This window comes from Kitasatospora sp. Xyl93, from assembly GCF_055383135.1.
On the sequence record NZ_AP029185.1, the window covers coordinates 165,555 to 191,827 of the forward strand.

A 26,273-nucleotide genomic window follows, 5' to 3' on the forward strand; every position below is an offset into this window, starting at 1 on the left:
GTCTCGCGTCTTCCCCGAACCGGAGCGCTTACACACCGAGGAACCGAGAATCCTGGTGCCGCGACGGTGGGGCCCGGCGGCGCCGGGAGCGAACCCCCGGGGGCACGGATGACCGGGCCGTGAGAGGGAACCCGGCCGATCCCGAGGAGGCCGCGCCGTGGGAGTGAACGGCGCCGGACCGGACCGGCGTGCCGTGCCGCTGGGCAGCCGCCGCCCCCGGGTACCGGCGCGCCGGACCAGGGCGGGGGCACCGGCCCCGGGCCGGGCTCCGTCCGGGGAGCACGTCCCCTCCGGGCTGCGGACGGCCGCCGGCTACACCTGGCGGCTGGCGCTGCTCGGGCTCGCCGTCTACCTGGTCGTCGACGTCCTCGCCCGGCTCGAACTGCCGGTCGTCGCGCTGTTCGTGGCGCTCGTCATCACCTCCGTACTGCGCCCGCTGGTCGACCTGCTGGCCCGGGTGACGCCCCGCTCGCTCGCCGTCCTGATCGCCCTCCTCTGCACCGTCGCGGTCGTCGGCGGAGTGCTGACGCTGGTCGGCACGACCGTCGCCGACGAGTGGACCCGGCTGGGCAACGAGCTGCGCGGCGGCCTGTCCCGGATCGACCGCTGGCTCACCGGCGCACCCTTCCACCTGCGTCCCGGCACCGTCACCGATCTCCGGGCCAAGATCGGCGACTTCATCGCGTCCCACCGCTCCACGCTGCTCAGCACCGCCCTCAGCGGCGCCGGACGGATCGTCGAGCTGGTCACCGGGCTGGCGCTCGCGGTGTTCTGCTCGGTGTTCTTCCTGCACTCCGGCGACCGGATGTGGTCCTGGGCGCAGGACCAGCTGCCGGTCCGGACCGGCTCGGCCTGGGACCGCGTCGGCCGAGCCGCCTGGCGCACCTTCGCGGGCTACACCCGGGGCGTGCTGATCGTCGCGGCCTCCAACGCCGTGCTGGTGGGCATCGCGCTGGCCGTCCTGCGGGTGCCGCTGGTCATGCCGCTGATGGTGCTGGAGTTCGTGGCGACCCTCGTCCCGCTGGTCGGTTCCCCGATCGCCCTGGCGATCGCCTCCGTGGTCGCGCTCGCCGCCCGCGGCCCGGTGGTCGCCCTACTGGTGCTCGCGCTGATCGTGGTCATCGGCCAGATCGAGGGCCACCTGCTGCATCCGCTGGTGCTCGGCTGGTCCGTCCGCATCCACCCGGTGGTGATCGCCGTGTCGGTGGCCGGCGGCGCGGTGCTGGCGGGGGTCCTGGGCGCGGTGGTGGCGGTGCCGGTGGTGGCGGTCGGCTGGGCGGTGCTCGGCGAGCTGCGCAACCGGGGCGGCCCCGGCGGCTCAGCGCCGCAGCCCCCGGCGGCTCAGCGCCGCAGCCCCCGGCGGCGGGCGATCAGCCTGGCCGTCGAAAGGACGAAGGTCGGGGCCCAGACCAGGGCGAAGGCCGTCAGCGAGGCGGTTGAGTGCGCGTTGGCGCTGACCAGCAGCAGGCCGGCCGACAGCGCCAGCAGCACCGACAGCACGGAGGCCGGCACCCGCACGGCGGCTCCCAGGACGCGGTCCGACCACCAGCCGGGCCGGCCCCGCATGGTGCGCATCGCGCGGTCGAGCCGTCCGTCCGTCCGCAGGTCGTCCTCGATCTCCACCAGGATCCGCAGCTCCCGGCGGGAGAGCCCGGGCCCGTCCATGGCCGCCACCTCCGGTCCCCCGTGCACAGGCGGCTGCCCGGCCCGGGCGGTCCGTAACACGGGCCGGGCCCACGGGGACGGGGCTGGTCCTCACCCCCGGTGACCTGGCAGGATTCCCGCTGACCTGTGCCGACGGCGCCCCCGTGACGCTCCGCCGGCACGCCCCGCGACCGAAAGGCCACCCCGTGACCACTCCCAGCACCGTCGTCGTCGAGCCGGCGGACGAGCGGAACCGGTACGAGATCTCCGTCGACGGCCGGCTCGCCGGCTTCACCGAGTACCGGGACCACGAGGAGCAGCGCGTCTTCTTCCACACCGAGGTCGACGAGGCCTTCGCCGGCCAGGGCCTCGCCTCGCGACTGGTGCAGGAGGCGCTGACGGACGTCCGCGCGGCCGGGAAGCGGATCGTGCCGATCTGCCCGTACGTCGCCAAGTTCCTGCTGAAGCACGAGGAGTTCGCCGACATCGCCGACCCGGTCACCCCTGAGGTCAAGGGCTGGCTGCGCAGCCAGCTGTACTGACCGGCGCTCTCCTGACCGGCGCTCTCCTGACCGGAGCTTTCCTGACCGATGCTTTCCCGGGCCGGGCCGGGCCCGGCCCGCGGCTGGTCCGCCCGGCCCTCCGAGGTGGGGCCGTTGGGCCCTGTCCGCGCGGCCGGGGGGGCCGGAATCCTGGTCGCCGGTACGCGCGAGGTCGGGAGCGGAAGGGCCTGAGGATGGGCGAGTTGGTCACGGTGAGGGCGTTCGAGGGGCTGACCGGCGAGGTCCTGGCCGAGGCACGGGCCCGGGTGGCCGCCGCCGCGGCCGCTGCGGGGGTGGGGACGCTGGTGGAGGCCCTGCGGGTCCGGTTCGCCGCCGTGGCCGGGGGCGTGCTGGCGCAGGTGAACGCCGAGGTGGACGGCCGCCGGATCCGCGTCCAGGAGGCCGCGGCCGGACTCGGCGACTCGCTCGACCGGGTGAGTGACGCGCTGCGCGGCAGGATCGGGGCCGTCACCGGGGCCTGGACACCGCGCCCCTGGCCGGGCCACCGCGCGGCGGCCCGCACCGGTCCGGACGGCGGGGCCGTCCGCGAGCCGCGGGTCGTCCGGCGCAAGGAGCCCTCGCTGGTGTGGTGCTCGCCGGAGGCCGCCGCCCGGACCATGGACGCGATGGACTACGACATCCACCTGTTCACCGATCCGGCGACCGAGACCGACGCCGTGGTCTACCGGGTCGGACCGACCGGCTACCGCCTCGCCCGTACCGTCCCGGCCGGCCCGGCGGGCCGCCGGACCTCGCCGATCACCCTCAGCCCGTACGGCGCTCCGCGGCTGACGGAGGCGCAGGCCGTCGACCGGCTGGCGGGCGCGGAGCTGCCGTTCCTGTTCTTCTCGCACCCGGTCAGCGGGCGGGGCCGGGTGCTCTACCGCCGCTTCGACGGCCGGCTCGGCCTGATCGGCGGGCGCGCCTGACGAGCCCTCACCGGAACGCCGCCGCGCCCCCGCCGGGCAGTCGCTCGGCGGGGGCGCGGCGCGCGCGAGGCGCGGCGTACACGAGGCGCGGCGTACACGAGGCGCGGTGTGCGCACGCGGATCGGCGTGCGCGCGGGGATCGGCGCGTCACATGTTGATCATGTGCCCGGCGAGGCCGTGGATGGCCTCCTTGACCGCCTCGCCCAGGGTCGGGTGGGCGTGCACGTTGCGGGCGACCTCGTGGACGGTCAGGTCCCACTGCTGGGCCAGCGTCAGCTCCGGCAGCAGCTCGGTGACCTCGGGGCCGATCAGGTGGGCGCCGAGCAGCTCGCCGTGCGTGTTGTCGCTGATGACCTTGACGAAGCCGATCGGGTGGCCGAGGCCGTGCGCCTTGCCGTTGGCGGTGAACGGGAACTTGGCGACCTTGACGTCGTAGCCCAGGTCGCGGGCCTGCGCCTCGGTGTAGCCGAAGGAGGCGATCTGCGGCTGGCAGTAGGTGGCGCGCGGGATCATGGCGAAGTCGACCTCCATGGTCTCCGCCCCGCCGATGGTCTCGGCGGCGATCACGGCCATCGTCTCGGCGGCGTGCGCGAGCATCAGCTTGGCGGTCACGTCGCCGATCGCGAAGATGTGCTCGACGCTGGTGCGGCCGCGGCCGTCCACCGCGATCGCGTTGCGGTCGGTGAGCTTGACGCCGGTGTTCTCCAGGCCGTAGCCGTTGACCCGCGGCGCGAAGCCGATCGCCTGGAGCACCTTGTCGGCCTCCAGCACCTGCTGCCGGCCGTCCTTGGTGACGGTGACCCGGACCTTGGCGTTCGGGTCGCTGTCGTCGATCGACTCGACCCGGGTGGAGGTCAGCACCTCGATGCCCAGCTTGCGGTACTGCTTGGCCAGTTCGGTGGAGACCTCGACGTCCTCCAGCGGCACCATGCGGTCCAGGAACTCGACGATGGTGACCTTCACGCCGTAGTTGTGCAGCACGTAGGCGAACTCGACGCCGATCGCGCCGGCGCCCGCGATGATGATGCTCTCCGGCAGCTGCTCGGTGAGGATCTGCTCCTCGTAGGTGACCACGCGCTCGCTCAGGCTGGTGCCCGGCAGCAGTCGGGTGGTGGCGCCGGCGGCGATGACGCAGTGGTCGAAGGTGACGACCTCGAATCCGCCGCCGCTCAGCGCGACCTGGAGGGTGTGGTCGTCGACGAAGGTGCCCCAGCCGTCGTACTCGGTGATGCCGTTCTTCTTCATCAGGTAGTGGACGCCCTTGACCCGGCCGTCGGCCACCGAGCGGCTGCGCCGGAAGGCCTCGCCGAAGTCGAAGGTCACCTGGCCCTCGACCTTGATGCCGAAGGTCTTGGCCTCCTTGGTGAAGATGTGGGCGAGCTCGGCGTTGCGCAGCAGGGCCTTGGAGGGGATGCAGCCGACGTTGAGGCAGACGCCGCCCCAGTACTTGGCCTCGATGACCGCGACCTTCAGGCCCAGCTGGGCCGAGCGGACGGCGGCGGTGTAACCGCCGGGGCCCGCGCCCAGGACGACGACGTCGTAGTGCGTGCTCATGTTGCTGACTCCTCCGAGGATGTCACCGTGTCGTGATCTCGGTCCCATGGTGTCAGGACCGGGCTCGGCGCACCCACCGGGTCTCGGCCGATGCGCTCCGCGCGGCACCGTACCGGCCCGGGGCCGGATTTGTCAGTGGCCTCCGCTACGGTGACCGCACCCGTGGCCACCAGGGGCGATGACGGAGGGAGGTCGCGCTTGGCTAGGGCGCGGACGGAGCGGTCGGGTACGGCGGTCGGGTGGGCCCGCCGGGCCGGGAGCGGCGGCGGGCCCACCCGGGCGTCAGGCCGTCACGCCCTGGGAGCGGCCGGCGCTCGTGCCGCCGGCCCCCGCCGCGTCGGTGCCGGGCGCCGCCTTCGCGGCCGGGCGCTGGGCCGGGACGGGCCGGCGGAGCGAGGAGAGGTCCCAGGCGTAGGTGCCGACGGCGTTCGCGATCACGTCGATGTTGACGTCGAAGGCGCCCATGTCGATGTTGCCCAGGTCGTCGCAGGCCTTGTGGTAGCACGGGTCGTAGGCGACGCCGGCCGTGCCTCCGTAACGGGCCTCCTGCTCCGGGGACTTGACCTTCTCGGCGCCGGTGTCGGTGCCGCCGGCCGGGATGCCCGCGTCGATGAACGGACCGTAGTCGGAGCGGCCGTCGAAGGCGGTCGGGTCGTGCGGCAGGCCCCGGCCGTCCAGATAGCCGTTGATGTCCCGCTCCAGCTGCGCCGAGCCCTCGGGGCCCGCCTCGCCGCCGAGGCTGCCGGAGCCGTTGTAGACGAACTGCGCGTAGTTGGGGGATGCGATCATGTCGAAGTTGAGGTAGAGACCGATCTGCTTCTTCTCCGCGTCGGAGAGGGAGTTCACGTATTTCTCGGCACCCTTGAGGCCGAACTCCTCGGCCGACCACCAGGCGAACCTGACCTTGTTCTTCACCGGGTGGGCACTGAGGTTCTTCGCGACCTCCAGGATGCCGGCCGAGCCGGAGCCGTTGTCGTTGATGCCCGGCCCCTCGGGGACGGAGTCGAGGTGCGCGCCGACCATCACGGTGTGGTCGGGGTCGCCGCCGCGGGTCTCGGCGAGCACGTTCCAGGTCTTGCGCGGCTCCATGAAGGTGCGGATGTCCAGGTTCACCCGGACGGGCCCGGCGGCTGCCTCGGCGGCCAGGGCCTCGCCCGCGGCCCTGGTGATCCCGCCGGTCGGGATCCTCCCGGCGGTCGGCTCGCCGAGCGTCCCGTTGAGGTTCCCGTCGGTGTTGTTGTAGATGATCGCGCCGGTCGCGCCCACGGCGGCCGCGGCGGCCTGCTTCTCGGCGAAGCTGCACCCGCCGCGCCGGATCAGGGCGATCTTGCCGGTGAAAGCGCCCGCCGGGTAGTCGGCGGGCGTGCAGCCGGTGGTGGCGCCGACCGGAGCGACCGCCAGGTCCGCGGCCAGCCCCGCCTCCGGGCCGCTCACCGAGTAGGTCATGGCGATCACCGGCACCGACTCGGCCTGCGGGGAGATCACGTCGAGGCGCTCGGAGCGGGCCTCGAAGAACGTGTAGACGAACTCCTGCTTGGACACCTTGAGTCCGGCCCGCCGGGCCTGCTCGTAGACGTACTGCGCGGACTGGTCGTGTCCCGTCGAACCGGCCACCCGGGTACCGCCGTTGCGGTCCGCGATCAGCTGGAGCGCGGCCAGCGTGGCCCGGGCGTCCCGGGCGCTGCTCGTCTGGACCAGCCGGGAGGCCAGCTTGGCGCCCTTGCGCGCCGGGTCCGGGTCGGCCGAGGCGGTGCCCGCGCCGGCCAGCAGCAGCGGGGTGACCAGAGAGGCGACGGTCAGGGCGGCGCCCGCGCCACGCCGGGTGACGGCGATTCGCGGGCGCCCTGGGGAGGCGGTGCGGTCGAGCGGGGTGGAACGGTCGAGCGGGGAGGTGGGGCGACGGGTGCGCAGCATCAAGGCAGCTCCTTCCGACGGGCCGTGAGGTCACGATTGGACATGATCGGAATCGCGTTGCCAAGCCTTTACGCACACCCGCGGGATGCGGTCCGCGGCGCGCGCGGCGATATTGGAGGAGTGGGGGCGTCTCATCCAGGAGTGTGACCAGATGTCCATGATGGATAAGCTCAAGAACCTGCTGAAGGGCCACGAGGAGCAGGCCGACAAGGCCGTCGACAGGGCGGGCGACACCGTCGACCAGCGCACCCAGGGCAAGTACAGCGGTCAGGTGGACGCCGCCCAGGAGCAGCTGAAGAACCAGTTCCGCGACCAGCCGCCGTCCCAGCAGTAGCGGGCAGCGGCAGCGGGATCCGTGAGGCGCCGCACCCGGCGCCGTCCGACCGGCTCACCGCCCCGGTCCGGCCGCCCGGCCGGGCCGGGGTCAGCCTTGCCGGGGTTCAGCCCTTCCGGGGTTCAGCCCTGCCGGGCCCGGGGGCCGCCGGGCCGGGGCGGTCGTGGACGCCTTCCCGGTCGTGGCCGCTCTTCTCGGCGTCGTCGTTCGCACCGCCGTCGTTCGCCCCGCCGTTCTCACCGCGGTTCGCGCCGCAGTTCTCGCAGGGCCCCGGGCCGGATCGCTCGCGCAGCCGCCCGCACTCCGGGCACACCCGGTCCAGCCAGCAGGCCGGCTCGCCGCCTTCGTCCATACGGCCGATTCTGTCCGGAGCACTCCCGGGTGCGCGAGTAGACACTGTCTACGCCGCCTGGTAGACAGTGTCTATGACCGAACAGGAACGGGACCTGCGGGCCCGGCTGGTGGCGGCGGGCGTCGAGTTGGTGGCCGAGGGCGGCGTCCAGGCGCTCGGCCTGCGCGAGATCGCCCGCCGCGCCGGGGTCTCGCACGGCGCGCCCCGCCGCTACTTCCCCACCCACCGCGAGCTGCTCGGGGCCGTCGCCCAGCAGGGCTTCGGCAGGCTCACCGACACCCTCGCGGGCGCCGACGCCCTCTCCGCCACCACCGGCGCCGACGCGCGCACCCGTCTCGACGCGCTCGCCCGCGCCTACCTGGGCTTCGCGGCCGCCAACCCCGGCATGTTCGAGCTGATGTTCCGTCACGACCTGCTGGAGGGCAGCGGCGTCGAACTGCGCCGCACCACCGTGCCGCTGTTCCTGACCTTCGTCGGACTGGTCTCCGAGGTGCTCCCGCAGTCCGACGATCCGGCCGCCGCCACCGCCGCCCTCTGGTCCAACCTGCACGGCCTCGCCCAGCTGCGGACCTGGGGCAGCCTGCGGCTCATCACCGGCGACGACTCCGTCGAGCCGCTGCTGCGCGTCACGCTCGACGCCCACCTCGGCCCGGCCGCCCGGTGAGGCCGCAGCACCGCCGGGGGCTCGCCCTGACCGCGAGCATCACCGGGGCCATCCTGGTCGCCGTCGACGGCACCGCGCTGACCGTCGCCCGGCCCGCCCTCCAGCACGACCTGCACGCCTCGGTCGCGGCCGTCCAGTGGGCCAGCACCGGCTACCTGGTCACCGTCGCCGCCCTGCTGGTCTTCGCGGGCCGGCTGGGCGACCGCTACGGGCACCGGCGGGTCTTCACGCTCGGCGTCGCCGGCTTCGCCGCCAGCTCGCTCGGGATCGCCCTGGCTCCCGGTATCGGCTGGGTCGTCGCGCTGCGCGTCCTCCAGGGCGTGGCGGGCGCGCTGCTGCAACCGGCCACCCTCGGCATGCTGCGCGCCGCCTGGCCCGCCGACCGGCTCTCCGGGCCGATCGCGATCCGCACCGCCGCCATCGGGCTCGCGGCGGCGGCCGGGCCGCTGGTCGGCGGGGCGCTGACCGCCCACTTCGGCTGGCGGTCGGTCTTCGTGCTGGGCCTGCTGCCCGCCGCGGCCGCCCTCCTGGCGGCCCTCGCGGTGCCGACCGGGCCGGTGCCGACGGGGCCGGAGTCGCCCGGGCAGGAGTCGCCCGGGACCGGTCGGGCGGAGGCCGGCGCCCGTGGCTCCGGGCTCGACCTGCCCGGCGCGGCGCTGCTCGCGCTCGCGCTGGCCTGTGTGGTGCAGAGCCTGGTGGCGCTGCCGGAGGCCGGCTGGTCGGCCGGACCGCTGCTCGGCCTCGCCGCGGCCGGGGGCCTCGCCCTGGTCCTGGTCCGGCACGAACGCCGGACCGCCGACCCGCTGCTGCCGCCCGCGCTGCTGCGTTCGGCGGCGGTCGCACCGCCGCTCGTCGTCCTGCTCGCGGCCTCGGCGGCGCTCCAGGGCGCGCTCTTCCCGGCCGTCTACTACCTCCAGGACGTGCTCGGGCTCGACCCCTTGCAGAGCGCCCTGCGGGCGGTGCCGCTCGCGGCGGCGATGATCCTCGCGGCGACCGGCTCCCCCTGGCTGGCGAAGCGCCACGGCGAACGGGCGGTGGTGCTGTCGGGGATGGCGCTGGTCACCGCGGGGGCGCTGCTCACCGCCGGGCTCGGGCCCGACTCCGGGACGGTCGCGATCGGCGGCTGCTTCGCGCTGCTCGGCACCGGCTTCGGCGCGGTGATGGCCACCGCCACCGCGGTGCTGGTCCGGGGCGCGTCCGCCGGCCGGGCCGGGGTCGCGGGCGGCCTGCAGCAGACCGTGCTGAACATCGGGCCGGCGCTGGGCATCGCCCTGGCCACCACCGCCGCCGGCCGTACGGATCCCGGCGCGGCGCTCGCGCCTGCGGCGCTGGCCATGGCGGCGGTGGCCGGCGCCGGGACGCTGCTCGCCGCGCGGCTGCCCGGCCGGGCGGCGGCGACCGGCCGGACGGCCGGTCAAGCCGGTCAGGCCGGTCAGGCCGGTCAGGCCGGTCAGGCCGGTCAGGCCGGTCAGGCCGTGCCCGGACGGCCGGGGTCCGTCGATCGTCCGTGAGCAACGGACCTGCCGTCCGGCCCCGGTGACGCCGCCGACCGCACCTCCGCCCGCCGGTCCAGCGGCGCCTCGGTCGTCCGCGGTGGGTCCAGCCGGTTACCGTCCGCGCGGTACACCGGCGGGGCCCTCCGGCCGACGAATACCCGCTGGTGCCGGTGGCGTTCGACCTCGGCGAGGTGCCGCACCCCGGCGCAGCCAGGTCATCGTGGACGGCGGGCGGAGGCCGGGCCTTCCGGGGCGGGCGTGGCCCGTTGGAGGTCCGACCGGCTCTCCGGCGTGGCGCGTTCAGGCGCGTGCGCGGGCGGGGTCGGTCGGCCGCCCGGGCCGGGTGCCATCGGCCCGACTCCGGCCCGCCGCTCTGCTCGCCCCGCTCTCCCCGCTCGAACTCCGCGCCCGTGTCAGAGTGATGATCAACGCGAGCTGGACGGCGGCGCCCACGGCCGGTCCGAGCCACACGCCCGTCACGCCCATCGGCCCGGACAGGGCTGCCGAGGCGGCGAGTTGGGCACCGAGCCCGAGCAGGACGGACACCACCAGCGGTCGGCCTACGCCCGCCGCCTGGTGCACCCCGCCGACGGCCACCACCAGGGCGTACGGCAGCAGGTAGAGCGCCGCCGCGCGCAGGAAGCCCACGGACTGCGCGGCCACCGCCCGGTCCGCCGTGAACAGCGCGGTCAGCGGGCCGGCGAGCGTCGCGGACAGCACCGCCGCCACCGCGCCGAGCAGTGCGGCCAGGCGGGCGGTGGCGCGCCGCAGGGTGCCCAGCGCGGCGCCCTCCCCCGCGCCGGTCAGCCGGGCGGCCTCGATCGCCGCGGCCTGGCGCAGGGCGTAGAAGGCCATGGTGACGACCAGCAGGACGCGGTAGCCGACGCCGTAACCGGCCACCGCCGCGACGCCGAAGCCCGCGACCAGGGCGAGTTGGGCGGTTCCGACGGCCATCCGGGCGGTGAAGTCCAGGCCGAACGGCGCGCCCGCGCGCAGGATCCGGGCCGCCGCCGGGCCCACTCCCCCGGTTTCGCCGACGGCCTGCTGCCGCGGCTGCCCGCGGTGCCGGCGTCGCCGCAGTCGCAGGGTGGCGGCGAGGGCGATCGCCCGGGAGAGGGCCAGGGCGAGTGCCGCACCCGGCACGCCGAGGGCGGGCAGCGGCCCGGGGCCGAGGATGAGCAGCGGGTCGAGGAGGAGCAGCAGGGCGTTGGAGAGCAGGGCGATCCGCATCGGCGTGCGGGTGTCGCCCGCGCCCTTGAACAGTTCGTCGGCGACGCGCTGGCCGAAGAAGAGCGCGAAGGCCGGGAACGCGACGGTGAGGTACTCGGCGGCCTGCGCGGCGGCCTCGCCGTCCAGGAAGGCGCCGGCCAGCCGGTCGCGCAGCAGGAAGCCGGGGACGGCGAGCAGCACGCTACCCGTGACGCAGAGCCGGCGGGCCGCCCGGACGGTGCGGGCGGCGTCGGCGTGGTCGCCCGCGCCGAGGGCGTGGGAGAGCCGGACACTGGTGCCGGAGCCGACCACCAGCACCAGTCCGAGCAGCAGGTTCTCGACGGTGCCGGCCAGCGTCACGGCGGCGACCGCGGCTCCGCCGAGTCCGGCCACCCAGAGGGTGCCGATCACCGAGGCGACCACCCCCGACAGCAGCTCCGCGTACACCGGTACCGCCAACGCCGTGAGTCGGCGCACCTGCCCCCGCATGATGTCTCCCCTTCGCGCCCGTGGCGCTCTCGCCTCGTGGGTGTCCTCGGCTTGGCCTGGCTTGGCTTGGCCTGGCTTGCCGCGACTCGGCCTGGCTCGGCCTGCGACCTGCCTCGAATAGAGATACATCGTTTCGAGGCACATCGACAAGAGGTAACATGAGCGCTCCTGCAGGCGCACTCCGACCGAAGGGCTCCAGCCGTGTTGACGCTCGCGATCCTCGGCTTCCTGTACGACCAGCCGCTGCACGGCTACGAGCTCAAGTCCCGGATCACCGGGCTGACCGGCCACGTCCGGCCGGTGAGCGACGGCGCGCTCTACCCCGCCATCGCCCGGCTGGAGAAGGCCGGACTGCTGCACCGCCGCACCGAACCGGGCAGCGGCGCGGCGCCGCGGCAGACGCTGGAGCTGACGGCGCAGGGACGGGCCGAGCTGCTGCGCCGGCTGGCCGATCCGGAGCAGGCCGAGATCACCGACCAGATCCGCTTCTTCACCGTCACCACCTTCCTGCACCACCTCGCCGATCCGCCCGGGCAGGCCGCCGTCCTCCGCCGCCGACTGGACTTCCTGGACGCGCCGAGCAGCTTCTTCTACGACGGAGCGGGGCAGCCGGTGACCGCCGAGCGCGAGCCGAACCCCTTCCGGCGCGGGATGCTGCTGGTCGCCCGGGCCTCCACGGCGGCCGAGCGGGCCTGGCTGACCGACACCATCGCGGAGCTCGAACGACCGTCGGGGTGAACCGCCCGGAGACCCTCCACGCGCCGACGGTTTCCCAGCCCTCGGAACGCTAGGCCGACCAGGCGAATCGAGAGCGGAAACGAAGGTCCGCGCCCCTGCCGAACAGCAGGGCGACGAATCGGATTCGGGCCGCCGCACACCTGGTTCGCTCCGGCCCCGGCGTCGCTAAGATGATCCGCCTCACGTCCTCGGCATCCCCCTCCGCGACGTGACCCGCCACCGCGCCCCGCCGTCCCCCTGGAGGCCGCCGTGCCCGTTCCCGAGACCGCGGCCGAGGCCGCGACCCCCTCCGCGCCGCTGAAGCGGGACGACATCCCCGGCTGGTTCTTCAGCCTCGACCGGGCCGCCTTCAGCCACCTGCTGGCCGCCCAGAGCGCGGCCGGCGTCACCGGCGACATCCTGGAGCTCGGCAGCTACCTGGGCCGCAGCGCGGTCCTGCTCGGCGACCACCTGCGGCCGGGCGAGCGGCTGACGGTCTGCGACCTGTTCGACTCCGAGGCGGGCGACGCCGAGAACGCCGCCGAGATGGACATGTCCTACCGCAGGACCCTCACCCGCAGCGCCTTCGAGGCCAACTACCTCGCCTTCCACCGCGAGCTGCCCGAGATAGTGCAGGCCCCCACCTCGGTCCTGGCCGACGGCCGCATCCGGGCGGACAGCTGCCGCTTCGTCCACATCGACGCCTCCCACCTCTACGAGCACGTCGCCGGGGACATCGCCGTGGCCCGCGCCGCGCTCGCCGGGAACGGCCTGGTCGCCCTGGACGACTACCGCTCCGAGCACACCCCGGGCGTCTCCGCCGCGGTCTGGGAAGCGGTCTTCACCGGCGGGCTGCGGCCGGTCCTGCTCACCCCGATGAAGTTCTACGGCACCTGGGGCGACGCCGCGGCCCCCCAGGCGGTCCTGCGGGAGCGCGACTGGCGGGCCGAGGGGTACACCATCGACGAGGACACCATCGCCGGCGCCCGGGTGCTGCGCCTCAACTACCAGGTCAAGGCCCCGGTCCAGCGCTCCACACCGCGCCGGATCGCGCTGGAGCTGCTGCCCCCGGTCGCGACCAAGGCCACCCGCCGGATGCTCCGGACGCTGCGCGAGCGCCGCGCCGCGCCCCCGGTACCGAGCGCCTGACCCCTCGTCGGCGCCCGTCCCGCACGCGTCCCGTGCGGGACGGGCGCCGACGCCGTCCTCGCCCCGCACGCCCGGCGCACCCGCGCGCCTGCGGGTGCGCCGGGCCGCGCACCCCTGCCCGATCGCCGTTCCGCCGCCGAGTAGCCGCCGAGTCACCTTGTCGGCCGATAACCATATTTCGGGGCTTTCTTATTGTCTCTGCCGTTTCACCCTAACGAGGGAACCTCCTTTAAAGATTTGCCCACGGAACATTAAAGGGCGCATAGTGATGACACCTCAGTTCGGTCTGATGAACACCAAGTTCAGGCAAAGTCATCCCCAGCAAGGAGAAGACCTTGTTCCACGGAAACACGGCATCGGACAGCCCCGGGCAGCGGCTGCGCGCGGAGATCGCGGGCCCGGGGACCACGCCGTTGATCGGCGTCTACGACATGTACTCGGCCTCCATCGCGGCCGAGCACTACGACGGCATGTTCGTCTCCGGCTTCGGCTTCGCGGCCTCCTACTACGGGCTGCCCGACATCGGCTTCATCGCCTGGCCCGACATGGTGGGCTTCGTCGAGCGGCTGCGCGGGGCCTTCCCCCGGCACCACCTGCTGGTCGACATCGACGACGGCTACGTCGATCCGGAGGTGGCCTGCCACGTCGTGCGCAGGCTCGAACGGATCGGCGCGTCGGGCGTGATCCTGGAGGACCAGAAGCGGCCGCGCCGCTGCGGGCACGCGGACGGCAAGATCGTGCTCCCGCTGGAGGAGTACCTGGAGAAACTGGAGCTCGTCCTCGACAACCGGACGGACCTGGTGGTGGTCGCGCGCACCGACGCCACCGAGGAGGACGACATCCTGCGCCGCGCCCGGGCGCTCGCCGCCACCGACGCCGACGTGGTGCTGGTGGACGGCGTGCGCAGCGAGGAGTGGATCCGCCGGATCCGCCGGGTGGTCGGCGACAAGCCGCTGCTGTTCAACCAGATCGCGGGCGGCAAGTCGCCCCGGCTGTCGCTCTCGGAGCTGTCGGACCTGGGAGTGGACGTGGCCATCTACAGCACGCCGTGCCTGTTCGCCGCGCACCGGGCGATGGACGAGGCGCTGGCCGGGCTGAAGGACGCCGACGGGCGGCTGCCGGCTCCGGCCGGTGGCCGGGGCCAGGTCGGGGTGCGGGAGTCCACCGAGTTGCTGGAGCGGAACATCTCGCGCTCCCGCGGGCTGATGGCGGTGACGGCGTGAGCGCCGGGCTGCGCGGGCCCGCCCCGCCCTCACCGGCCGCCGCCCTGCGGGCCACCGCCCTGGGGCTGGCCGTGGCCTGCGCGCTGCTCGCGGCCGCTGCGGCGCCCGCGGCGGCCGGCGGCTCGCTGATCACGGTCGTGGACAACTCGCACGCCGACTCCTGGCTGGAGGTCGACCGCACGGCCAACCTCCAGAACGGCAGCGGTTCGGCGGGCAGCGACCACGACGGCGCCGGCTCGCTGGTGGGCGGTCTGCTCGGGCCGGGTTCCTCCTCCGGGCCCTCGCTCCGCCCGGCGACGGGAGGCGGCCCGTGACCGACCGCCTGGCGCGCCCGGAGCAGCCACCAGGGCTCCGGGCGCGCGGGGAGCGGGCGCCCGGGGAGCAGTCATCCGGGGGTCAGATGTCCGGGCCCGGCGCCCGGGCGCATCGCGGTCCCGGGCCCCGGCCCCGCGGGCTGCTGCCGCGCTGGCTGGACCCGTACATGGCGGCGCTGGCCGGGACGGTCGGGCTGGCCGCGCTGTTCCCGGCCTCGGGCACCTCGGCGCGGGTCGCCGGGGTGGGCTGCGACGTCGCGGTAGCGTTGCTGTTCTTCCTCTACGGCGCCCGGCTCTCCACCCGCGAGACGCTGGCCGGGCTGCGCCACCTGCGGTTGCACGGGCTGGTACTGGCCGCCACCTTCGTCCTCTTCCCGCTGCTCGGCGTGGCGACGGCGCTGCTCACGCCCGTCCCGCTGACCGGGCAGTTGCAGACCGGGGTGCTGTTCCTCTGTCTGGTGCCCTCGACGGTGCAGTCCTCGGTGGCGCTCACCGGCGCCGCCGGGGGCAACGTCCCGGCGGCGATCTGCGCGGGCACCTACTCCAGCCTCGCCGGCCTGCTGCTGACGCCGCTGCTGGCCGCCTGGCTGCTGGGTTCGCACACCCAGCTGGCCGCCGACGGGCTGCTGCGGATCGGTCTCCAGTTGCTCGCGCCGTTCCTGCTCGGGCAGTTGCTGCGGCCGTGGCTCGGCGGTCCGCTGTCCCGGCACAAACGGGTGCTCACCCCGGTGGACCGCGGCTCGATCCTGCTGGTCGTCTACACGGCGTTCAGCGCGGCGATGTCCCAGGGCATCTGGGGTCTGGCCACCCCCCTCGCACTGCTCGGGCTGCTCGCGGTCCTGCTCGCCCTGCTGGCCGCCGCCCTGGCGGCCACCGGGCTCGGCGCGCGGCTGCTGGGGCTCGACCGGGCGGCCGCCATCGCGGCGGTGCTGTGCGGGTCGCAGAAGAGCCTGGCCAACGGGCTGCCGATGGCCACCGTCCTGTTCGGGGCCCAAGCCGGGCTGATGGTGCTGCCGCTGATGCTCTACCACCAGCTCCAGCTGATCGTCGGCACCGTCCTGGCCGGCCGCTGGTCGCGGGCGCCCTCGGCCGATGGAGCGCCCGACCCGGCGCCGGCCGCGCTCACCGGTCCGGGCGCTCCGCCGGCGCCCGGCTGATCCTCAGGCGCAGCCCGGCCAGGGCCGCGGGTCGGCCGCCGCCCTCAGCCCCCTTCGGCAGGAGTGCTGAGGGCGGTGGCCGGGAGGATGAGCAGTTGCCCGGTGCAGGGCAGGGCGGAGCAGATCCTCCCGTGGGCGGCGTCCCGCCGCACGGCGGTGCCGCCCGGGACGAAGAACGGGGCCGTCATCGGACGTAGTAGGCCCGGTTGTGGGCGGCGACCGGCGGGGACTGGTAGGTCCAGACCCCGGCGGCCGGGGCTTCGGCAATCAGGTGGGCGAGGTCTCGAGCGGACTCCTCGGCGGGGTTGCCGAGGTCGAGCCGGACGCGCTCGGCGGTGCGGTCGTCCAGGGCGTAGTAGCGGTAGGGCTGGTAGACGTTGAGCGGTGCGGCCAGCAGCTTGCCCTCGTCGTCGGTGGCGTAGCCGGTGATCGGGGTGTTGTTGACCGGCTCGGGGGTGAGGCCGACCAGGCTGACGTCCAGGGCGAGGAGTTCCTCGTCGTGGCGGCTCAGTCCGTCCTCCCCCAGGGTGGCCCGGCGGCAGGAGACCGACCAGCGTTCGCGCGCCTCGGGCGCGTTGAGGGAGGGCAGGGCGGTCTCGAACCACCCCGGGTGCCTGGGCTCGGCGTACAGCCGGCGCCCGGCGTCGATGGCGAGCGGGTTGTCGCAGAGCACGTGCAGCCGGGCGCTGCCGAGTAACTTGGTCTGGTCCCAGCCCCGGGCGTACTGGCCGTAGTCGACCACCGGCATCCGCTCCTCGGCGAAGACCGGGTGGGCGATCAGGTTGATCTCCAGCTCCTGGGTGATGCCGCCGCCGTCCGGGTACTGGGCGAAGTACAGCCGGTAGTTGAGCGAGACGCAGGCCCCGCCGTCGAAGGCCGCGACGGTCAACCCGGGGTGGCGCTTGGCGAGCAGTCCGCGCGCCCGGCCGTGGTCGACCAGGTAGTCGACGCCGATGGTGTGCAGCGCGCCGTAGTGGAAGGGCAAGTGGTACGGCTCCGGGACGGGCGGTAGTGGCAGGCCGGTCATGAGGGCTCCATGAGGTCTTGCGTGGCCCCGGAGGGCCGGAGGTGGCTGATGTGGCTGCGCCTTCAGGGGCTCCCTCGACGTGGCCGTTCGGCTCTCCGAGCGCCCTGACCCCTGGCCCCCGACCGCTGAGTGAGATCCGCGTTCCGGCCGCTGCTCATGGAGCTGACGGCGGAGTGTTCCCCAGGCCGACGCGTGCCGGTTCGGCGTGCGTCCCGCCGGGCGTTCAGCTGCCCTCGCCGGCGGTGTCCGGTGCGGCGGCGCCGGGAGGGGCGGCGCGGAAGGTCCGCCAGACCAGTCCTTGGTCACGGGCGCGGGCGGAGGAGGGCGCCTCGCCGGGCCAGGCGCCGACGTACCAGAGGTGGACCAAGGCGTGCCCGTCGCGCACCCGGTGGGCCAGCGTGGTGCGGTGGTGCTCGTCCGCCATCCCGGTGGAGCGCAGCTCGGGCACGTCGAAGCCGGTCAGCTCGGCGCAGACGCGCAGGAACTCGTCCAGGTCGGCCAGGGCGTCGACGTACCTGTTGGCGACGGGGTCCCAGCGCTCCGCCAGGTCGTAGTCGGCCGGGCGGTCGTCGGACACGGGCACGCGGGCACCCCCATGATCGGCAACGGGCGGCCGAGGCATGACAGGCCGTTCGGCACGGTGGTCCGTACGGCGCGACAGGCCCCACAACACGGCGGGCCCGGAGCGTCGGTCTCCGCCGAACGGTCCGGCCTGCCACCGCGATCCTGCCGCCCACCACCACCCCCGGAAACGCGTTGCGCGAATCTGCCCGGACTTCGTCGGCCCCTGCCCGGCCAGCCTCCCACTGTGGTCACCCGGCGTCCGTTTCCGGTCGGCCCAGTGCCCGGACCCCAGCCAGGACGTCCAGGCCCAGTTCCGGGTCGGCGTCCTCGGGCAGGCTGACGGACAGCCGGGTGACCAGGCCCGTGTACCGGCGGTGGATCTCCCGGGCGACCTCCTCGACCGGACCGCAGACCGCGAAGGCGTCGAACACCTCGTCGTCGATCAGGGCGGCCATCTCCGCCCAGCGCCCGCGCACCGAGTGGGCGTGCAGCTCCTCCTGGAGCCCCTCCCAGCCGTGCTGCGCCAGCACCGGGCGGTAGGCCGGCGTGGAGGCGTAGAACGCCAGCCGCTCCCGGGTGGCCGCCCGGTTGGCCGCCAACTCCTCCTCGGTGCGGCCGGTGGCGGTGAGCACGTTGCCGACGATCTCGAACGGCCGCTCCGTCCACCCGGCCCCCTCCGCCTCGGCCCGGGCCCGCTCCTCGGTCAGTCCGGGCAGCACCTGCTCGGTCAGGTAGGCAGTGGAGGTGAACGGGTGGCTCAGGAAGCCGTCGGCCACCGCCCCGGCGGTCCTGGTCATCAGCGGCCCGACGCCGGCCAGCAGGATGCGCGGCACCCCGGACGGGACCGGGTCCGGCGAGAACACCGGCGTCATCACCGTGTGGGTGTAGAACTCCCCCCGGAAGCGCAGCCGTTCACCGGTCTGCCAGCTGTGCCAGATCGCCCGCACCGCGTGGACGTACTCGCGCATCCGGGCGGCCGGGCGGTCCCAGGGCATCCCGAAGCGCTTCTCGATGTGCGGCTTGACCTGCGAGCCCAGTCCGATGACGGCCCGTCCGCCGGAGGCCGCGTGCAGCCCCCAGGCCTGGTAGGCGAGCGTCATCGGGGTCCGGGCGAAGGCCACCGCGATGCCGGTGGCCAGTTCGATCGACGCGGTGCGGTCGGCCGCCCGGGCGAGCTGGAGGAACGGGTCGTACGCGGTCTCGGCGACCACCAGCCGGTCCATGCCCCGGCGTTCGGCCCGCTCGGCGGCGTCCAGGATGCCCGCCGGGTGTCCTGAGGCGGTGGCGTCGAGGCGGAGGGCGGCGGGTCGGTCCATGGCGGTGCTCCTGGTCGCGGGCGGCGGTGTCACCCGGGTAGCCTGCCATGCCCCGGTACCGCGAACAGCCGGTCCAGGTGCCGGTCGACGGCGGTGAGGACGGCGGCGGGCTCGACCACGCCCAGCTCCAGCAGGGTGGTGAACCCGGTGAGCGCGAGCAGCAGGTCGGTCTCCACCACCGGGTCGCGGTCGGCCGCCAGGTACCCGTCCGCGACGGCCTGCCGGACCACCTGCTCGACCATCGCCCGCCCCTGGAGCAGGCCGCCGCGCGCCCGCGCGTGGACCTCCTCGTCGTGCAGCGCCTCCAGCACGTAGGCGGCGCTCATCCGGCTGGTCGCCCGTGCGTCGGCGTGCAGCGGCAGCAGTTCGACCAGCATCACCCGCAGCACCTCGCGCGGGTGCGGCCGTTCACCGAGCGCCGCCATCGCCCGGCCGACCCGCAGCCCGCTCTGCTCGCCGGCGAAGTCCATCGCGAAGGCGAGCATCTGCGCCCGGGAGCCGAAGTAGTGCTGGAGCTGCCCGAGCGAGATGCCGGCCTCCTGCGCGACCTCGCGCATCGTCAGGTGCGTGGCGCCGCGCCGCTCCACGACCCGCCACAGCGCGCGGGCGATCGTCTCCCGGCGTTCCCGGTGGTCGACCTGCTTCGGCATGGACGGCGGCTCCTCGGACTCGCTCCGCGCGGTGGCGGACTCTTTTCCATACGCTTGACATAATACATCTGACCTATAACGTGGGAAGCCTTCCGAGGGAGGAGCGTCCCCATGTCAGAGCAACCCGTCGTCCGCACCACCGAGGGGCTCGTCCGCGGCCGCTGGGAGCCGCGGCGCGGCCAGGACCAGCGGAGCGGCCAGGAGCAGCGGCAACCGGAACGGCAGCGGGAGGGCCGGGATCTCGCGGTCTTCCGCGGCCTCCGCTACGCCCAGCCGCCCGTCGGGGCGCTGCGCTTCGCCGCCCCGGTCGAGCCCGAGTCCTGGGACGGCGTCCGCGAGGCGGCCGCCTTCGGGCCCGTCGTCCCGCAGTCCGGGCCGATGCCCACCGGGGCCGGCCAGGCCTCCGAGGACACCGACTGGCTGACGCTCAACGTCTGCACGCCCGATCCGGGCACGGCCGGGCTGCCGGTCCTGGTGTGGATCCACGGCGGCGGCTACATGTCCGGGGCCTCCGCCGACCCGCTGTACGACCCGACCGCCCTGGCCTCCGCCGGGCTGGTCGTGGTGACCGTCAACTACCGCGTGGGCGCCGAGGGCTTCGCGCTGCTGGAGGGTGCCCCGGCCAACCGGGCCTTCCTGGACCAGGTCGCCGCCCTGCGCTGGGTGCGGCGCAACATCGCCCGGTTCGGCGGGGACCCGGACCTGGTGACCGTCGCCGGGCAGTCCGCGGGCGCCGGGTCGGTCGCCGCCCTGCTGGTGATGGACGCGGCCCGCGGCCTGTTCCGGCGGGCCGTGGCCCACAGCGTGCCGGGCACCCACTGCACCCCCGCGCTGGCCGCCGAGGTCACCGCCGAGCTCGCGAAGCTGGTCGGCGCGGCCCCCACCGCCGCCGCGCTGGCCGAGGTGCACCCGTGGCGCCTGGCCTCGGCGGTCACCGAGCTCGGCGCCGCGCTGCCGGAGCACCTCGCGCGCTGGGGCCGGCTGGCGCAGAGCGGCATCGCCACCGTCCCGGTGGTCGACGGAGAGGTGCTGCCCGGCTCGCCGTGGTCGGCGCTCACCGACGGCGTCGAACTGCTGGTCGGCCACACCCGGGACGAGTTCCGGCCGTTCAGCGTCCTCAGCGGCCGGCACGGCAGCTTCACCGAGGAGGAGGCCCGGCTCGCGCTGCAGCTGTCCGCCCCGCCGCCGGACGGGCCGGACGCCTACCGGACCGCCTTCCCGGGGGCGACGCCGTCCGAGCTCCTCGAGGCCGTCAACTCCGACGCCCTGTTCCGGGTGCCGTCCCTGCGCCTGGCCGAGGCCAACGCGGCGGCCGGCGGCACCTCGTACCTCTTCGAGCTCGCGCTGACCGCCCCCGCCCTCGGCGGCGTCTTCGGCGCCTGCCACGGTCTCGACGTGCCGCTGGCCTTCGGCAGCCTGGACAGTCCGATGGCGCGGCAGGTCCTCGGCGACCAGCCGCCGGAGGAGGTGGTCCGGCTCTCGGCGGAACTGCGGGAGGCCTGGGTCCGGTTCGCCACCACCGGCGACCCGGGGTGGCCCGCCTTCGATCCGGACGGGCAGCTCACCCGGGTCCTGGACGCCCGCTCGGAGACCGTCCGCTACCCGGAGCAGGCCACCCGCCGGATCTGGGCCGGGCACCCGCTCACCGCCTACGACCTGCGCTGACGGCGGTCGCGCGGCAGGGGCGCGCGCGTCGGCGGCCCTGCCGGCTCGGACGGCAATCCCTGACGGGCGGGCGACGGGACCAACCCCGCGTCGCCCGCCCGTCCGGGAGCAGCCGTCGCCCGCCCGTCGGATGGAGCCGTCGCCCGGCCGCTACGAGGCCGAGGCGTTCAGCAGCTTCAGCAGCTCGGTGGCCACCAGGGCCGAGGACGCCGGGTTCTGACCGGTCACCAGGTTGCGGTCGACGACCGAGTGCGGCGCCCAGGGCTCGCCCTCCTCGAAGTCCACGCCCAGCTCGACCAGCCGGTCCTGGAGCAGCCACGGCGCCCGGTCGGCCAGGCCGGCCTGGGTCTCCTCGGCGTTGGTGAAGCCGGTCACCCGGTACCCGGCGAAGGGCGAGCCGCCGTCCTCGGACCGCGCGGCGAGCAGCGCGGCCGGGCCGTGGCAGACCACTCCGAGCGGGCGCCCGGATGCGAGCGCCCGGTTGAGCAGCCGGCCGGAGTCGGGGTCGACCGCCAGGTCCTCCATCGGGCCGTGGCCGCCGGGGTAGAACACCACGTCGTAGTCGGCCGGGTCGACCTCGGCCAGCACCAGGGGCTGCCGGAACTCGGCGATCTTCTCCAGCTCCTCGGCCATCGCCGGGTCGGTCAGGCTGGCCCCGTCGGCGACCGGGACGACGCCGGCCGGGGTGGCGACGGTGACCCGGTGGCCGGCCTCGGTGAAGGCGCGGTACGGGACGACCGCCTCCTCCGCCCAGAAGCCGGTCGGGTGCGCGGTGCCGTCGTTCAGGGTCCAGAACCTCGCGCCGGTCAGGACGAACAGGATGTCGGCCATGGGATGTGCCTCCAGGGGTGCCGCGGTCCGTGCCGCGACGGTCCGCCGCGGCGCTCACGGCGTCGACGCTAGACGCGCCCGGCCCGCGCGAACCAATGGGCCACGCGATGCGAGGCATCGGGATCCCGATACCTCACCCGGACCGTCCAGCCATCGGAATCCCGTAGGCTCGTCCGCATGAGCGATCGGCCGACCACCGGCTCCGGCCCGCTGGACCTCAACCAGCTGCGGACCTTCCTCGCCGTGCACCGGGCCGGCTCCTTCACCGCGGCCGGGCACCTGCTGGGCCTGTCGCAGTCCACGGTGACCGCGCAGATCCGGGCGCTGGAGCAGCGGCTCGGCCGGGAGCTGTTCGAACGCCGGGCGCGCGGGGTCAGCCCGCTGCCGTACGCCGACGACCTCGCCACCCGCCTCGCGGTGCCGCTGGACCAGCTCGCGGGTGTCGCCGACGGGCGCGGCGGGGGCGTGCCGGAGCCGGTCCACCTCGCCGGGCCCGCCGAGTTCCTCGGCACCGTCCTGCTGGCGGAGCTGGCCCCGCTGGTCGCGCAGGGCGTCCAGCTGCGGGTGACCGCCGGGCTGACCGACCCGCTGCTGGCGGAGCTGCGGGCCGGGCGGCACGACCTGGTGGTCGCCACCCGGCGTCCGCGCGGCCGGACGCTGCTCGCCGAACCGCTGGCCGACGAGGAGTTCGTCCTGGTCGCGGCCCCGGTCTGGGCCGAGCGGCTGGCCGGCCGCGAGCTGCCCGGCGCGCTGGCCGAGGTCCCGCTGCTCAGCTACGCCGAGGACCTGCCGATCGCCCGCCGCTACTGGCGACACGTGTTCGACCGGCGGCTGCACGCCCGGGCCGCGATCACCGTGCCGGACCTGCGGGCGGTGCTCTCGGCGGTGACCGCGGGCGCGGGCTGGAGCGTGCTGCCCGGCTACCTGTGCCGGGCCGAACTCGCCTCCGGGGCCCTGCGGCTGCTGCACGAGCCGGCCGATCCGCCGATCAACACCGCCTACCTGGTCCGCCGCCCGGCCGGCTCGGCCAACCCGCACGTGGCCCTGGTCCGCGAACGGCTGCTGGCCGCGGCCCGCGCCTGGGGCTGACCGGCCGCGCGCGAGCCCGGGCCCCGTCCTCACACCGCCAGGTCCCGCCGTTCCAGCAGCCGGAAGGCCGCCGCCATCCCGAGCAGCCCCACCCCGAGCAGCACTCCGAAGGCCGCCCACGGGACCCCGCCGTGGCCGAGCACGTCGCCCGGCGCGTAGTAGTGGAACGGGCTGAGGTAGCGCAGCGGCCTGGCCGGGGACCAGGCCAGCGCGACGAAGTTGAGCGCGAAGCCGACCGCGCCGATGGCGACGGCCGCGCCGATCACGTGGGCCCGCCGCCGGCTGAGCGCGGAGATCGCCAGCACCGGTCCGGTCAGGCAGAACGCGAGGGCGCAGCCGAGCAGTCCGGCGGTGAACACCGCGCTCACCGGGACGGCCGCGCGCAGCCGCGCGGAGAACGCCACCCCGAGCGTGAGGGTCAGGGTGGCGGCGGCGTTGAGCAGCACGGTGGCGGCGACCAGGGCGCCGGTCCGCTCGGCGAGCAGCCGGCGGCGGGAGACCGGGCGGGTCATCAGCAGCTCGATGGTGCCGGACTCGACGTCGGCGGCGACGGCGGCGGCGCCCAGCGAGCCGATCACGGTGAGCTGGAGGGCGATCCAGAACGGGTGGGTGAGCCCGGCGCCGAGCAGGCCGGGGTAGCTGGCGATGGAGACGTCGCCGTTGGAGCCGCTGAAGGCCCTGAACGCGCCGGGCGGGTTGCGGCGGGCGCCGAACAGCTCGCCGGACGGGACGGTCCCGGCGATCACCACGATGAGGGTCTCGAAGACGACCATGCCGAAGAGCAGCGAGAGCAGCATCCGGCGGCGCCGGTGCAGGGCGAGCCAGACCAGCGGGAGGCGGGGGTCGACGGTGCCCGGGTTCACGGCCGCCCCTCCGGTTCCGGCCGGCGGCCGCCGCCGGGCGCATCTCCGGCGTCGGCGGGGTCCTCGGTGCCGGGCGGCTCTCCGGCCCCGCCGGGGTCCTCGGCGGGGCCGGACCGGTAGAGGTCGAGGAAGGCCTCGTCCAGGCCGGCCTCCTCCACCGTCAGGTCGGCCACCGGTTGGTCGGCGAGCAGGGTGCGCACCGCCGCGACCACCTCGTCCGGTGGCACCAGCAGCTCGACCGGCCTCGACCGAGACGTCCAGCCCTTCGATGCCGACGGTGTCGCCGTAGCGCTTGGTGAGCGAGCGCAGTTCGATCACCGGGCCGGCCGCGGTGCCCCGGCGGTCCACGGTTCCGTCCGGGTTGCCCGGCATGACGACCTCCTGTGGCGGGTGCGCTTCGGCGACGGCTGCGCTCCGGCGGTGGACCGGTCCGCTGACGGACGCCGGCCCGGTGACGGTTCCGGTCCACTGACGGACGCGGGCCGGTCAACGGTTGCGGTCCCCCGACGGACGCCGTCCGGTGTCGGACGGCGTCCGACATCCAAGCGCGCCCGGCCGGGCGAGTCGAGGGACGCGCCCGGACCGGTGCGGCGAACTCACCCCTTGCACACGCCCAGCGGCACCAGCCGGGCGACCTGCCGGGCGAGGCCGGCGGCCTCGGTGACGGCGGCCACCTCGTCGACGTCCTTGTACGCCTCCGGCGTCTCCTCGGCCAGGGCCCGCCAGGAGGCCGGCCGCACCGCGACCCCCCGCGCCTCCAGCTCGCTCTTCAGCCGCTCGCCGCGCACGGTGCGCAGCGCCTGGTGGCGGCTCAGCACCCGCCCGGCGCCGTGGCAGGCGGAGCGGAAGGCCTCGTTGCCGGGCAGGCCGACCATGACGTACGAGGCGGTGCCCATGGTGCCCGGGACCAGCACCGGCTGCCCGGCCTGCGCCAGGTCGTCGGGCAGGTCGGGGTCGCCGGGCGGCAGCGCCCGGGTGGCGCCCTTGCGGTGCACGCACAGCGTCCGGGGCTCGCCGTCCACCTCGTGGGTCTCCAGCTTGGCGAGGTTGTGCGAGACGTCGTAGACCAGCTCCAGTCCGACGCCGAGCGCGGTGGCGAAGGCCCGGCGGGCCGCTTCGGAGAGCAGCTGCCGGTTGGCCCGGCCGTAGTTGGCGGCGGCGGTCATGGCGCCCAGGTAGGCGCGGCCGCGCGGGGAGTCGACCGGGGTGCAGGCGAGCTGGCGGTCCGGGAGTTCGATGTGGTGGCGGTGCAGCTCGCGGTCCATGGCGCGGACGTGGTCGGTGCAGATCTGGTGGCCGAGGCCGCGCGAGCCGCAGTGGATCATGACGCAGACCTGGCCGGGCCGCAGTCCGAAGGCGGCGGCGGTCGGCGCGTCGTGCACCCGGTCCACGGCCTGCACCTCCAGGAAGTGGTTGGCCGAGCCGAGGCTGCCGACCTGCTGCAGCCCGCGCTCGACGGCCCGGGTGCTCACCTCGCCGGGGGCCGCCCCGGCCAGCACGCCGCGGTCCTCGCAGCGTTCCAGGTCGCGCGGCACGCCGTGGCCGTGCTCCACGGCGTAGCGGGCGCCGCCGAGCAGCAGGTCGTCCAGTTCCTCCGGTCCGGACAGCTGCCACAGGCCGCCGCGGCCCAGGCCGCGCGGGACGGTGCGGTCCAGCAGGTCCATCAGCCGGCCGATCCGTTCCGGGTCGAGTTCGTCCCGGCTGATTCCGGCCGCCAGCAGCCGGACCCCGCAGGAGATGTCGAAGCCGACCCCGCCGGGCGAGACCACCCCGCCCCGCTCGACGTCGGTGGCGGCGACCCCGCCGATCGGGAAGCCGTAGCCCCAGTGGACGTCGGGCATCGCGTAGGAGGCGCGGACGATCCCGGGCAGCGTGGCCACGTTCGCCACCTGCTCCAGCGCCTTGTCCCCGGCGGCCTGCGGCAGCAGCGCACCGTTCGCGAACACCACGCCGGGCACCCGCATCGGCGGGCGCTGCTCGATCCGCCAGCGGTGCCGGCCCGCCTCGACCAGTGCGATCTCCACCTTCGCTCACCCCGTTCCCGCGGCTCCGGTCCGCTGCGCTCGGGCCGGGCTCAGACGTCCACGGTGACCCGGCAGGTCCAGCCGTCCGGCCCGGCGCCGAGGTGCAGGTCGTGCAGGGAGACGGCCTTCGGCACCGCGCCGACCAGTTCGGCCGTGGCGGCGTCGGCCATCCGGAAGCGGACCGTCACCCGGCGGGCGCCGTCCCGGCCCTCGATCGGGCCGACGGCGACCTCCACCGGCAGTTCGCCGTCGGCGTCCATCCGGTAGACGACCTCCTCCAGGACGCCCGCGAGCAGGTCCGGGTGGCTCGCCGCGAGGACGGTGCAGTCGCGCTCGCCGACGGGCCGCGCCTCGGCGAGGTCGGCGAAGCTGCCGACGACGGCCTGCACCAGCTCGCCGATGCAGCCCTCGGCCGTCGGCGCCCAGGCCTCGACCCGCAGGTCGGCCGTGTGCGGCACGCTCCGGTGGCCGCCGGCGGACCGGCCCGCGGGCTGCTGTCCGTCCACGACCGACGCCTCCCGCACCCGTTGCCGTCCCTCCCCTCCAGCGTCGTCCCG

General features: G+C 75.1%; 27 protein-coding genes. 13 read left to right on the forward strand and 14 right to left on the reverse strand.

Annotation, left to right across the window (positions count from 1 at the left end; genetic code table 11):
• Nucleotides 1-157: 157 nt before the first annotated feature.
• The 3 genes from ACZ5GH_RS00825 to ACZ5GH_RS00835 all read left to right on the forward strand — a co-directional run bounded on the left by ACZ5GH_RS00825 (nt 158) and on the right by ACZ5GH_RS00835 (nt 3,115).
• The gene (locus tag ACZ5GH_RS00825) at nt 158-1,768 is read left to right on the forward strand and encodes an AI-2E family transporter (protein WP_464333080.1); all 1,611 of its coding nucleotides are present in this window, start codon (nt 158-160) and stop codon (nt 1,766-1,768) included.
• An 82-nt stretch (nt 1,769-1,850) separates the two neighbouring features.
• The gene (locus ACZ5GH_RS00830; protein WP_387755344.1) at nt 1,851-2,186 is read left to right on the forward strand and encodes a GNAT family N-acetyltransferase; all 336 of its coding nucleotides are present in this window, start codon (nt 1,851-1,853) and stop codon (nt 2,184-2,186) included.
• A gap of 194 nt (nt 2,187-2,380) precedes the next feature.
• Nucleotides 2,381-3,115, forward strand: a complete 735-nt coding sequence (locus tag ACZ5GH_RS00835; protein ID WP_387755341.1) for a sigma 54 modulation/S30EA ribosomal C-terminal domain-containing protein — start codon at nt 2,381-2,383, stop codon at nt 3,113-3,115.
• A gap of 147 nt (nt 3,116-3,262) precedes the next feature.
• Here the strand turns inward: ACZ5GH_RS00835 and lpdA are convergent, their stop codons facing one another.
• Entirely contained in the window at nt 3,263-4,669 is a 1,407-nt protein-coding gene (gene lpdA / locus ACZ5GH_RS00840; RefSeq protein ID WP_387755338.1) for a dihydrolipoyl dehydrogenase, read from the reverse strand.
• A 282-nt stretch (nt 4,670-4,951) separates the two neighbouring features.
• Nucleotides 4,952-6,583, reverse strand: coding sequence for a M28 family peptidase (locus ACZ5GH_RS00845; RefSeq protein WP_464333081.1), 1,632 nt, complete (start codon nt 6,581-6,583; stop codon nt 4,952-4,954).
• Nucleotides 6,584-6,734: 151 nt separating this feature from the next.
• Between ACZ5GH_RS00845 and ACZ5GH_RS00850 the strand changes: the two genes are divergently transcribed.
• Nucleotides 6,735-6,917, forward strand: coding sequence for an antitoxin (locus ACZ5GH_RS00850; RefSeq protein ID WP_387755332.1), 183 nt, complete (start codon nt 6,735-6,737; stop codon nt 6,915-6,917).
• A gap of 106 nt (nt 6,918-7,023) precedes the next feature.
• Here the strand turns inward: ACZ5GH_RS00850 and ACZ5GH_RS00855 are convergent, their stop codons facing one another.
• A complete protein-coding gene (locus ACZ5GH_RS00855) occupies nt 7,024-7,269 on the reverse strand; it encodes a hypothetical protein (RefSeq protein WP_464333082.1) in 246 nt (81 codons plus the stop codon).
• A 73-nt stretch (nt 7,270-7,342) separates the two neighbouring features.
• Between ACZ5GH_RS00855 and ACZ5GH_RS00860 the strand changes: the two genes are divergently transcribed.
• Nucleotides 7,343-7,933, forward strand: coding sequence for a TetR/AcrR family transcriptional regulator (locus ACZ5GH_RS00860; RefSeq protein ID WP_464333083.1), 591 nt, complete (start codon nt 7,343-7,345; stop codon nt 7,931-7,933).
• Nucleotides 7,930-9,444, forward strand: coding sequence for an MFS transporter (locus tag ACZ5GH_RS00865; RefSeq protein ID WP_464333084.1), 1,515 nt, complete (start codon nt 7,930-7,932; stop codon nt 9,442-9,444). Before ACZ5GH_RS00860 ends, ACZ5GH_RS00865 begins: the two co-directional genes overlap by 4 nt.
• A 285-nt stretch (nt 9,445-9,729) precedes the next feature.
• On the opposite strand, the gene ACZ5GH_RS00870 is transcribed toward ACZ5GH_RS00865, so the two are convergent.
• Nucleotides 9,730-11,127 (reverse strand): MATE family efflux transporter, encoded by a 1,398-nt coding sequence (locus tag ACZ5GH_RS00870; protein WP_464333085.1) that lies wholly within the window; start codon nt 11,125-11,127, stop codon nt 9,730-9,732.
• Between the two features lie 201 nt (nt 11,128-11,328).
• Between ACZ5GH_RS00870 and ACZ5GH_RS00875 the strand changes: the two genes are divergently transcribed.
• The 5 genes from ACZ5GH_RS00875 (at nt 11,329) to ACZ5GH_RS00895 (ending at nt 15,687) form a co-directional block, all read left to right on the forward strand.
• The gene (locus ACZ5GH_RS00875) at nt 11,329-11,865 is read left to right on the forward strand and encodes a PadR family transcriptional regulator (protein ID WP_464333086.1); all 537 of its coding nucleotides are present in this window, start codon (nt 11,329-11,331) and stop codon (nt 11,863-11,865) included.
• 249 nt (nt 11,866-12,114) lie between these two features.
• On the forward strand, nt 12,115-12,993 hold the full coding sequence (locus ACZ5GH_RS00880) for a class I SAM-dependent methyltransferase (protein ID WP_464333087.1): 879 nt from the start codon (nt 12,115-12,117) through the stop codon (nt 12,991-12,993).
• A 335-nt stretch (nt 12,994-13,328) separates the two neighbouring features.
• Nucleotides 13,329-14,216, forward strand: a complete 888-nt coding sequence (locus tag ACZ5GH_RS00885; protein ID WP_464333088.1) for an isocitrate lyase/PEP mutase family protein — start codon at nt 13,329-13,331, stop codon at nt 14,214-14,216.
• A complete protein-coding gene (locus tag ACZ5GH_RS00890; protein ID WP_464333089.1) occupies nt 14,213-14,530 on the forward strand; it encodes a hypothetical protein in 318 nt (105 codons plus the stop codon). Before ACZ5GH_RS00885 ends, ACZ5GH_RS00890 begins: the two co-directional genes overlap by 4 nt.
• A gap of 86 nt (nt 14,531-14,616) precedes the next feature.
• A complete protein-coding gene (locus tag ACZ5GH_RS00895; protein WP_464333090.1) occupies nt 14,617-15,687 on the forward strand; it encodes a bile acid:sodium symporter family protein in 1,071 nt (356 codons plus the stop codon).
• Nucleotides 15,688-15,731: 44 nt separating this feature from the next.
• Here the strand turns inward: ACZ5GH_RS00895 and ACZ5GH_RS00900 are convergent, their stop codons facing one another.
• The 5 genes from ACZ5GH_RS00900 to ACZ5GH_RS00920 all read right to left on the reverse strand — a co-directional run bounded on the left by ACZ5GH_RS00900 (nt 15,732) and on the right by ACZ5GH_RS00920 (nt 19,244).
• A complete protein-coding gene (locus tag ACZ5GH_RS00900) occupies nt 15,732-15,875 on the reverse strand; it encodes a hypothetical protein (protein WP_464333091.1) in 144 nt (47 codons plus the stop codon).
• Nucleotides 15,872-16,714 carry a hypothetical protein gene (locus ACZ5GH_RS00905; protein ID WP_387755303.1) on the reverse strand — a complete coding sequence of 281 codons (843 nt, stop codon included), beginning with the start codon at nt 16,712-16,714 and terminating at the stop codon, nt 15,872-15,874. Before ACZ5GH_RS00905 ends, ACZ5GH_RS00900 begins: the two co-directional genes overlap by 4 nt.
• A gap of 223 nt (nt 16,715-16,937) precedes the next feature.
• On the reverse strand, nt 16,938-17,297 hold the full coding sequence (locus ACZ5GH_RS00910; RefSeq protein ID WP_387755300.1) for a hypothetical protein: 360 nt from the start codon (nt 17,295-17,297) through the stop codon (nt 16,938-16,940).
• Between the two features lie 229 nt (nt 17,298-17,526).
• The gene (locus ACZ5GH_RS00915; protein WP_387755298.1) at nt 17,527-18,594 is read right to left on the reverse strand and encodes a TIGR03617 family F420-dependent LLM class oxidoreductase; all 1,068 of its coding nucleotides are present in this window, start codon (nt 18,592-18,594) and stop codon (nt 17,527-17,529) included.
• Between the two features lie 29 nt (nt 18,595-18,623).
• Complete coding sequence (locus ACZ5GH_RS00920) at nt 18,624-19,244, reverse strand: TetR/AcrR family transcriptional regulator (RefSeq protein WP_387755296.1); 621 nt, start codon at nt 19,242-19,244, stop codon at nt 18,624-18,626.
• A gap of 111 nt (nt 19,245-19,355) precedes the next feature.
• On the opposite strand from ACZ5GH_RS00920, the gene ACZ5GH_RS00925 reads away from it, so the two are divergent.
• Nucleotides 19,356-20,909 (forward strand): carboxylesterase/lipase family protein, encoded by a 1,554-nt coding sequence (locus tag ACZ5GH_RS00925; RefSeq protein ID WP_464333092.1) that lies wholly within the window; start codon nt 19,356-19,358, stop codon nt 20,907-20,909.
• 150 nt (nt 20,910-21,059) lie between these two features.
• On the opposite strand, the gene ACZ5GH_RS00930 is transcribed toward ACZ5GH_RS00925, so the two are convergent.
• The gene (locus ACZ5GH_RS00930; protein WP_387755290.1) at nt 21,060-21,740 is read right to left on the reverse strand and encodes a type 1 glutamine amidotransferase domain-containing protein; all 681 of its coding nucleotides are present in this window, start codon (nt 21,738-21,740) and stop codon (nt 21,060-21,062) included.
• 177 nt (nt 21,741-21,917) lie between these two features.
• Here ACZ5GH_RS00930 and ACZ5GH_RS00935 point away from each other — a divergent pair, with 177 nt between their 5' ends.
• Nucleotides 21,918-22,829 carry a LysR family transcriptional regulator gene (locus ACZ5GH_RS00935; RefSeq protein ID WP_387755288.1) on the forward strand — a complete coding sequence of 304 codons (912 nt, stop codon included), beginning with the start codon at nt 21,918-21,920 and terminating at the stop codon, nt 22,827-22,829.
• Nucleotides 22,830-22,858: 29 nt separating this feature from the next.
• Here the strand turns inward: ACZ5GH_RS00935 and ACZ5GH_RS00940 are convergent, their stop codons facing one another.
• From ACZ5GH_RS00940 to ACZ5GH_RS00955, 4 genes are all read right to left on the reverse strand, one after another.
• Complete coding sequence (locus ACZ5GH_RS00940; RefSeq protein WP_464333093.1) at nt 22,859-23,692, reverse strand: ABC transporter permease subunit; 834 nt, start codon at nt 23,690-23,692, stop codon at nt 22,859-22,861.
• Nucleotides 23,689-23,919, reverse strand: a complete 231-nt coding sequence (locus ACZ5GH_RS00945) for a hypothetical protein (protein WP_464333094.1) — start codon at nt 23,917-23,919, stop codon at nt 23,689-23,691. Before ACZ5GH_RS00945 ends, ACZ5GH_RS00940 begins: the two co-directional genes overlap by 4 nt.
• A gap of 369 nt (nt 23,920-24,288) precedes the next feature.
• Nucleotides 24,289-25,716, reverse strand: a complete 1,428-nt coding sequence (locus ACZ5GH_RS00950) for an RtcB family protein (RefSeq protein ID WP_464333095.1) — start codon at nt 25,714-25,716, stop codon at nt 24,289-24,291.
• Between the two features lie 50 nt (nt 25,717-25,766).
• Nucleotides 25,767-26,222, reverse strand: coding sequence for an archease (locus ACZ5GH_RS00955; RefSeq protein WP_464333096.1), 456 nt, complete (start codon nt 26,220-26,222; stop codon nt 25,767-25,769).
• Between the last annotated feature and the right edge of the window lie 51 nt (nt 26,223-26,273).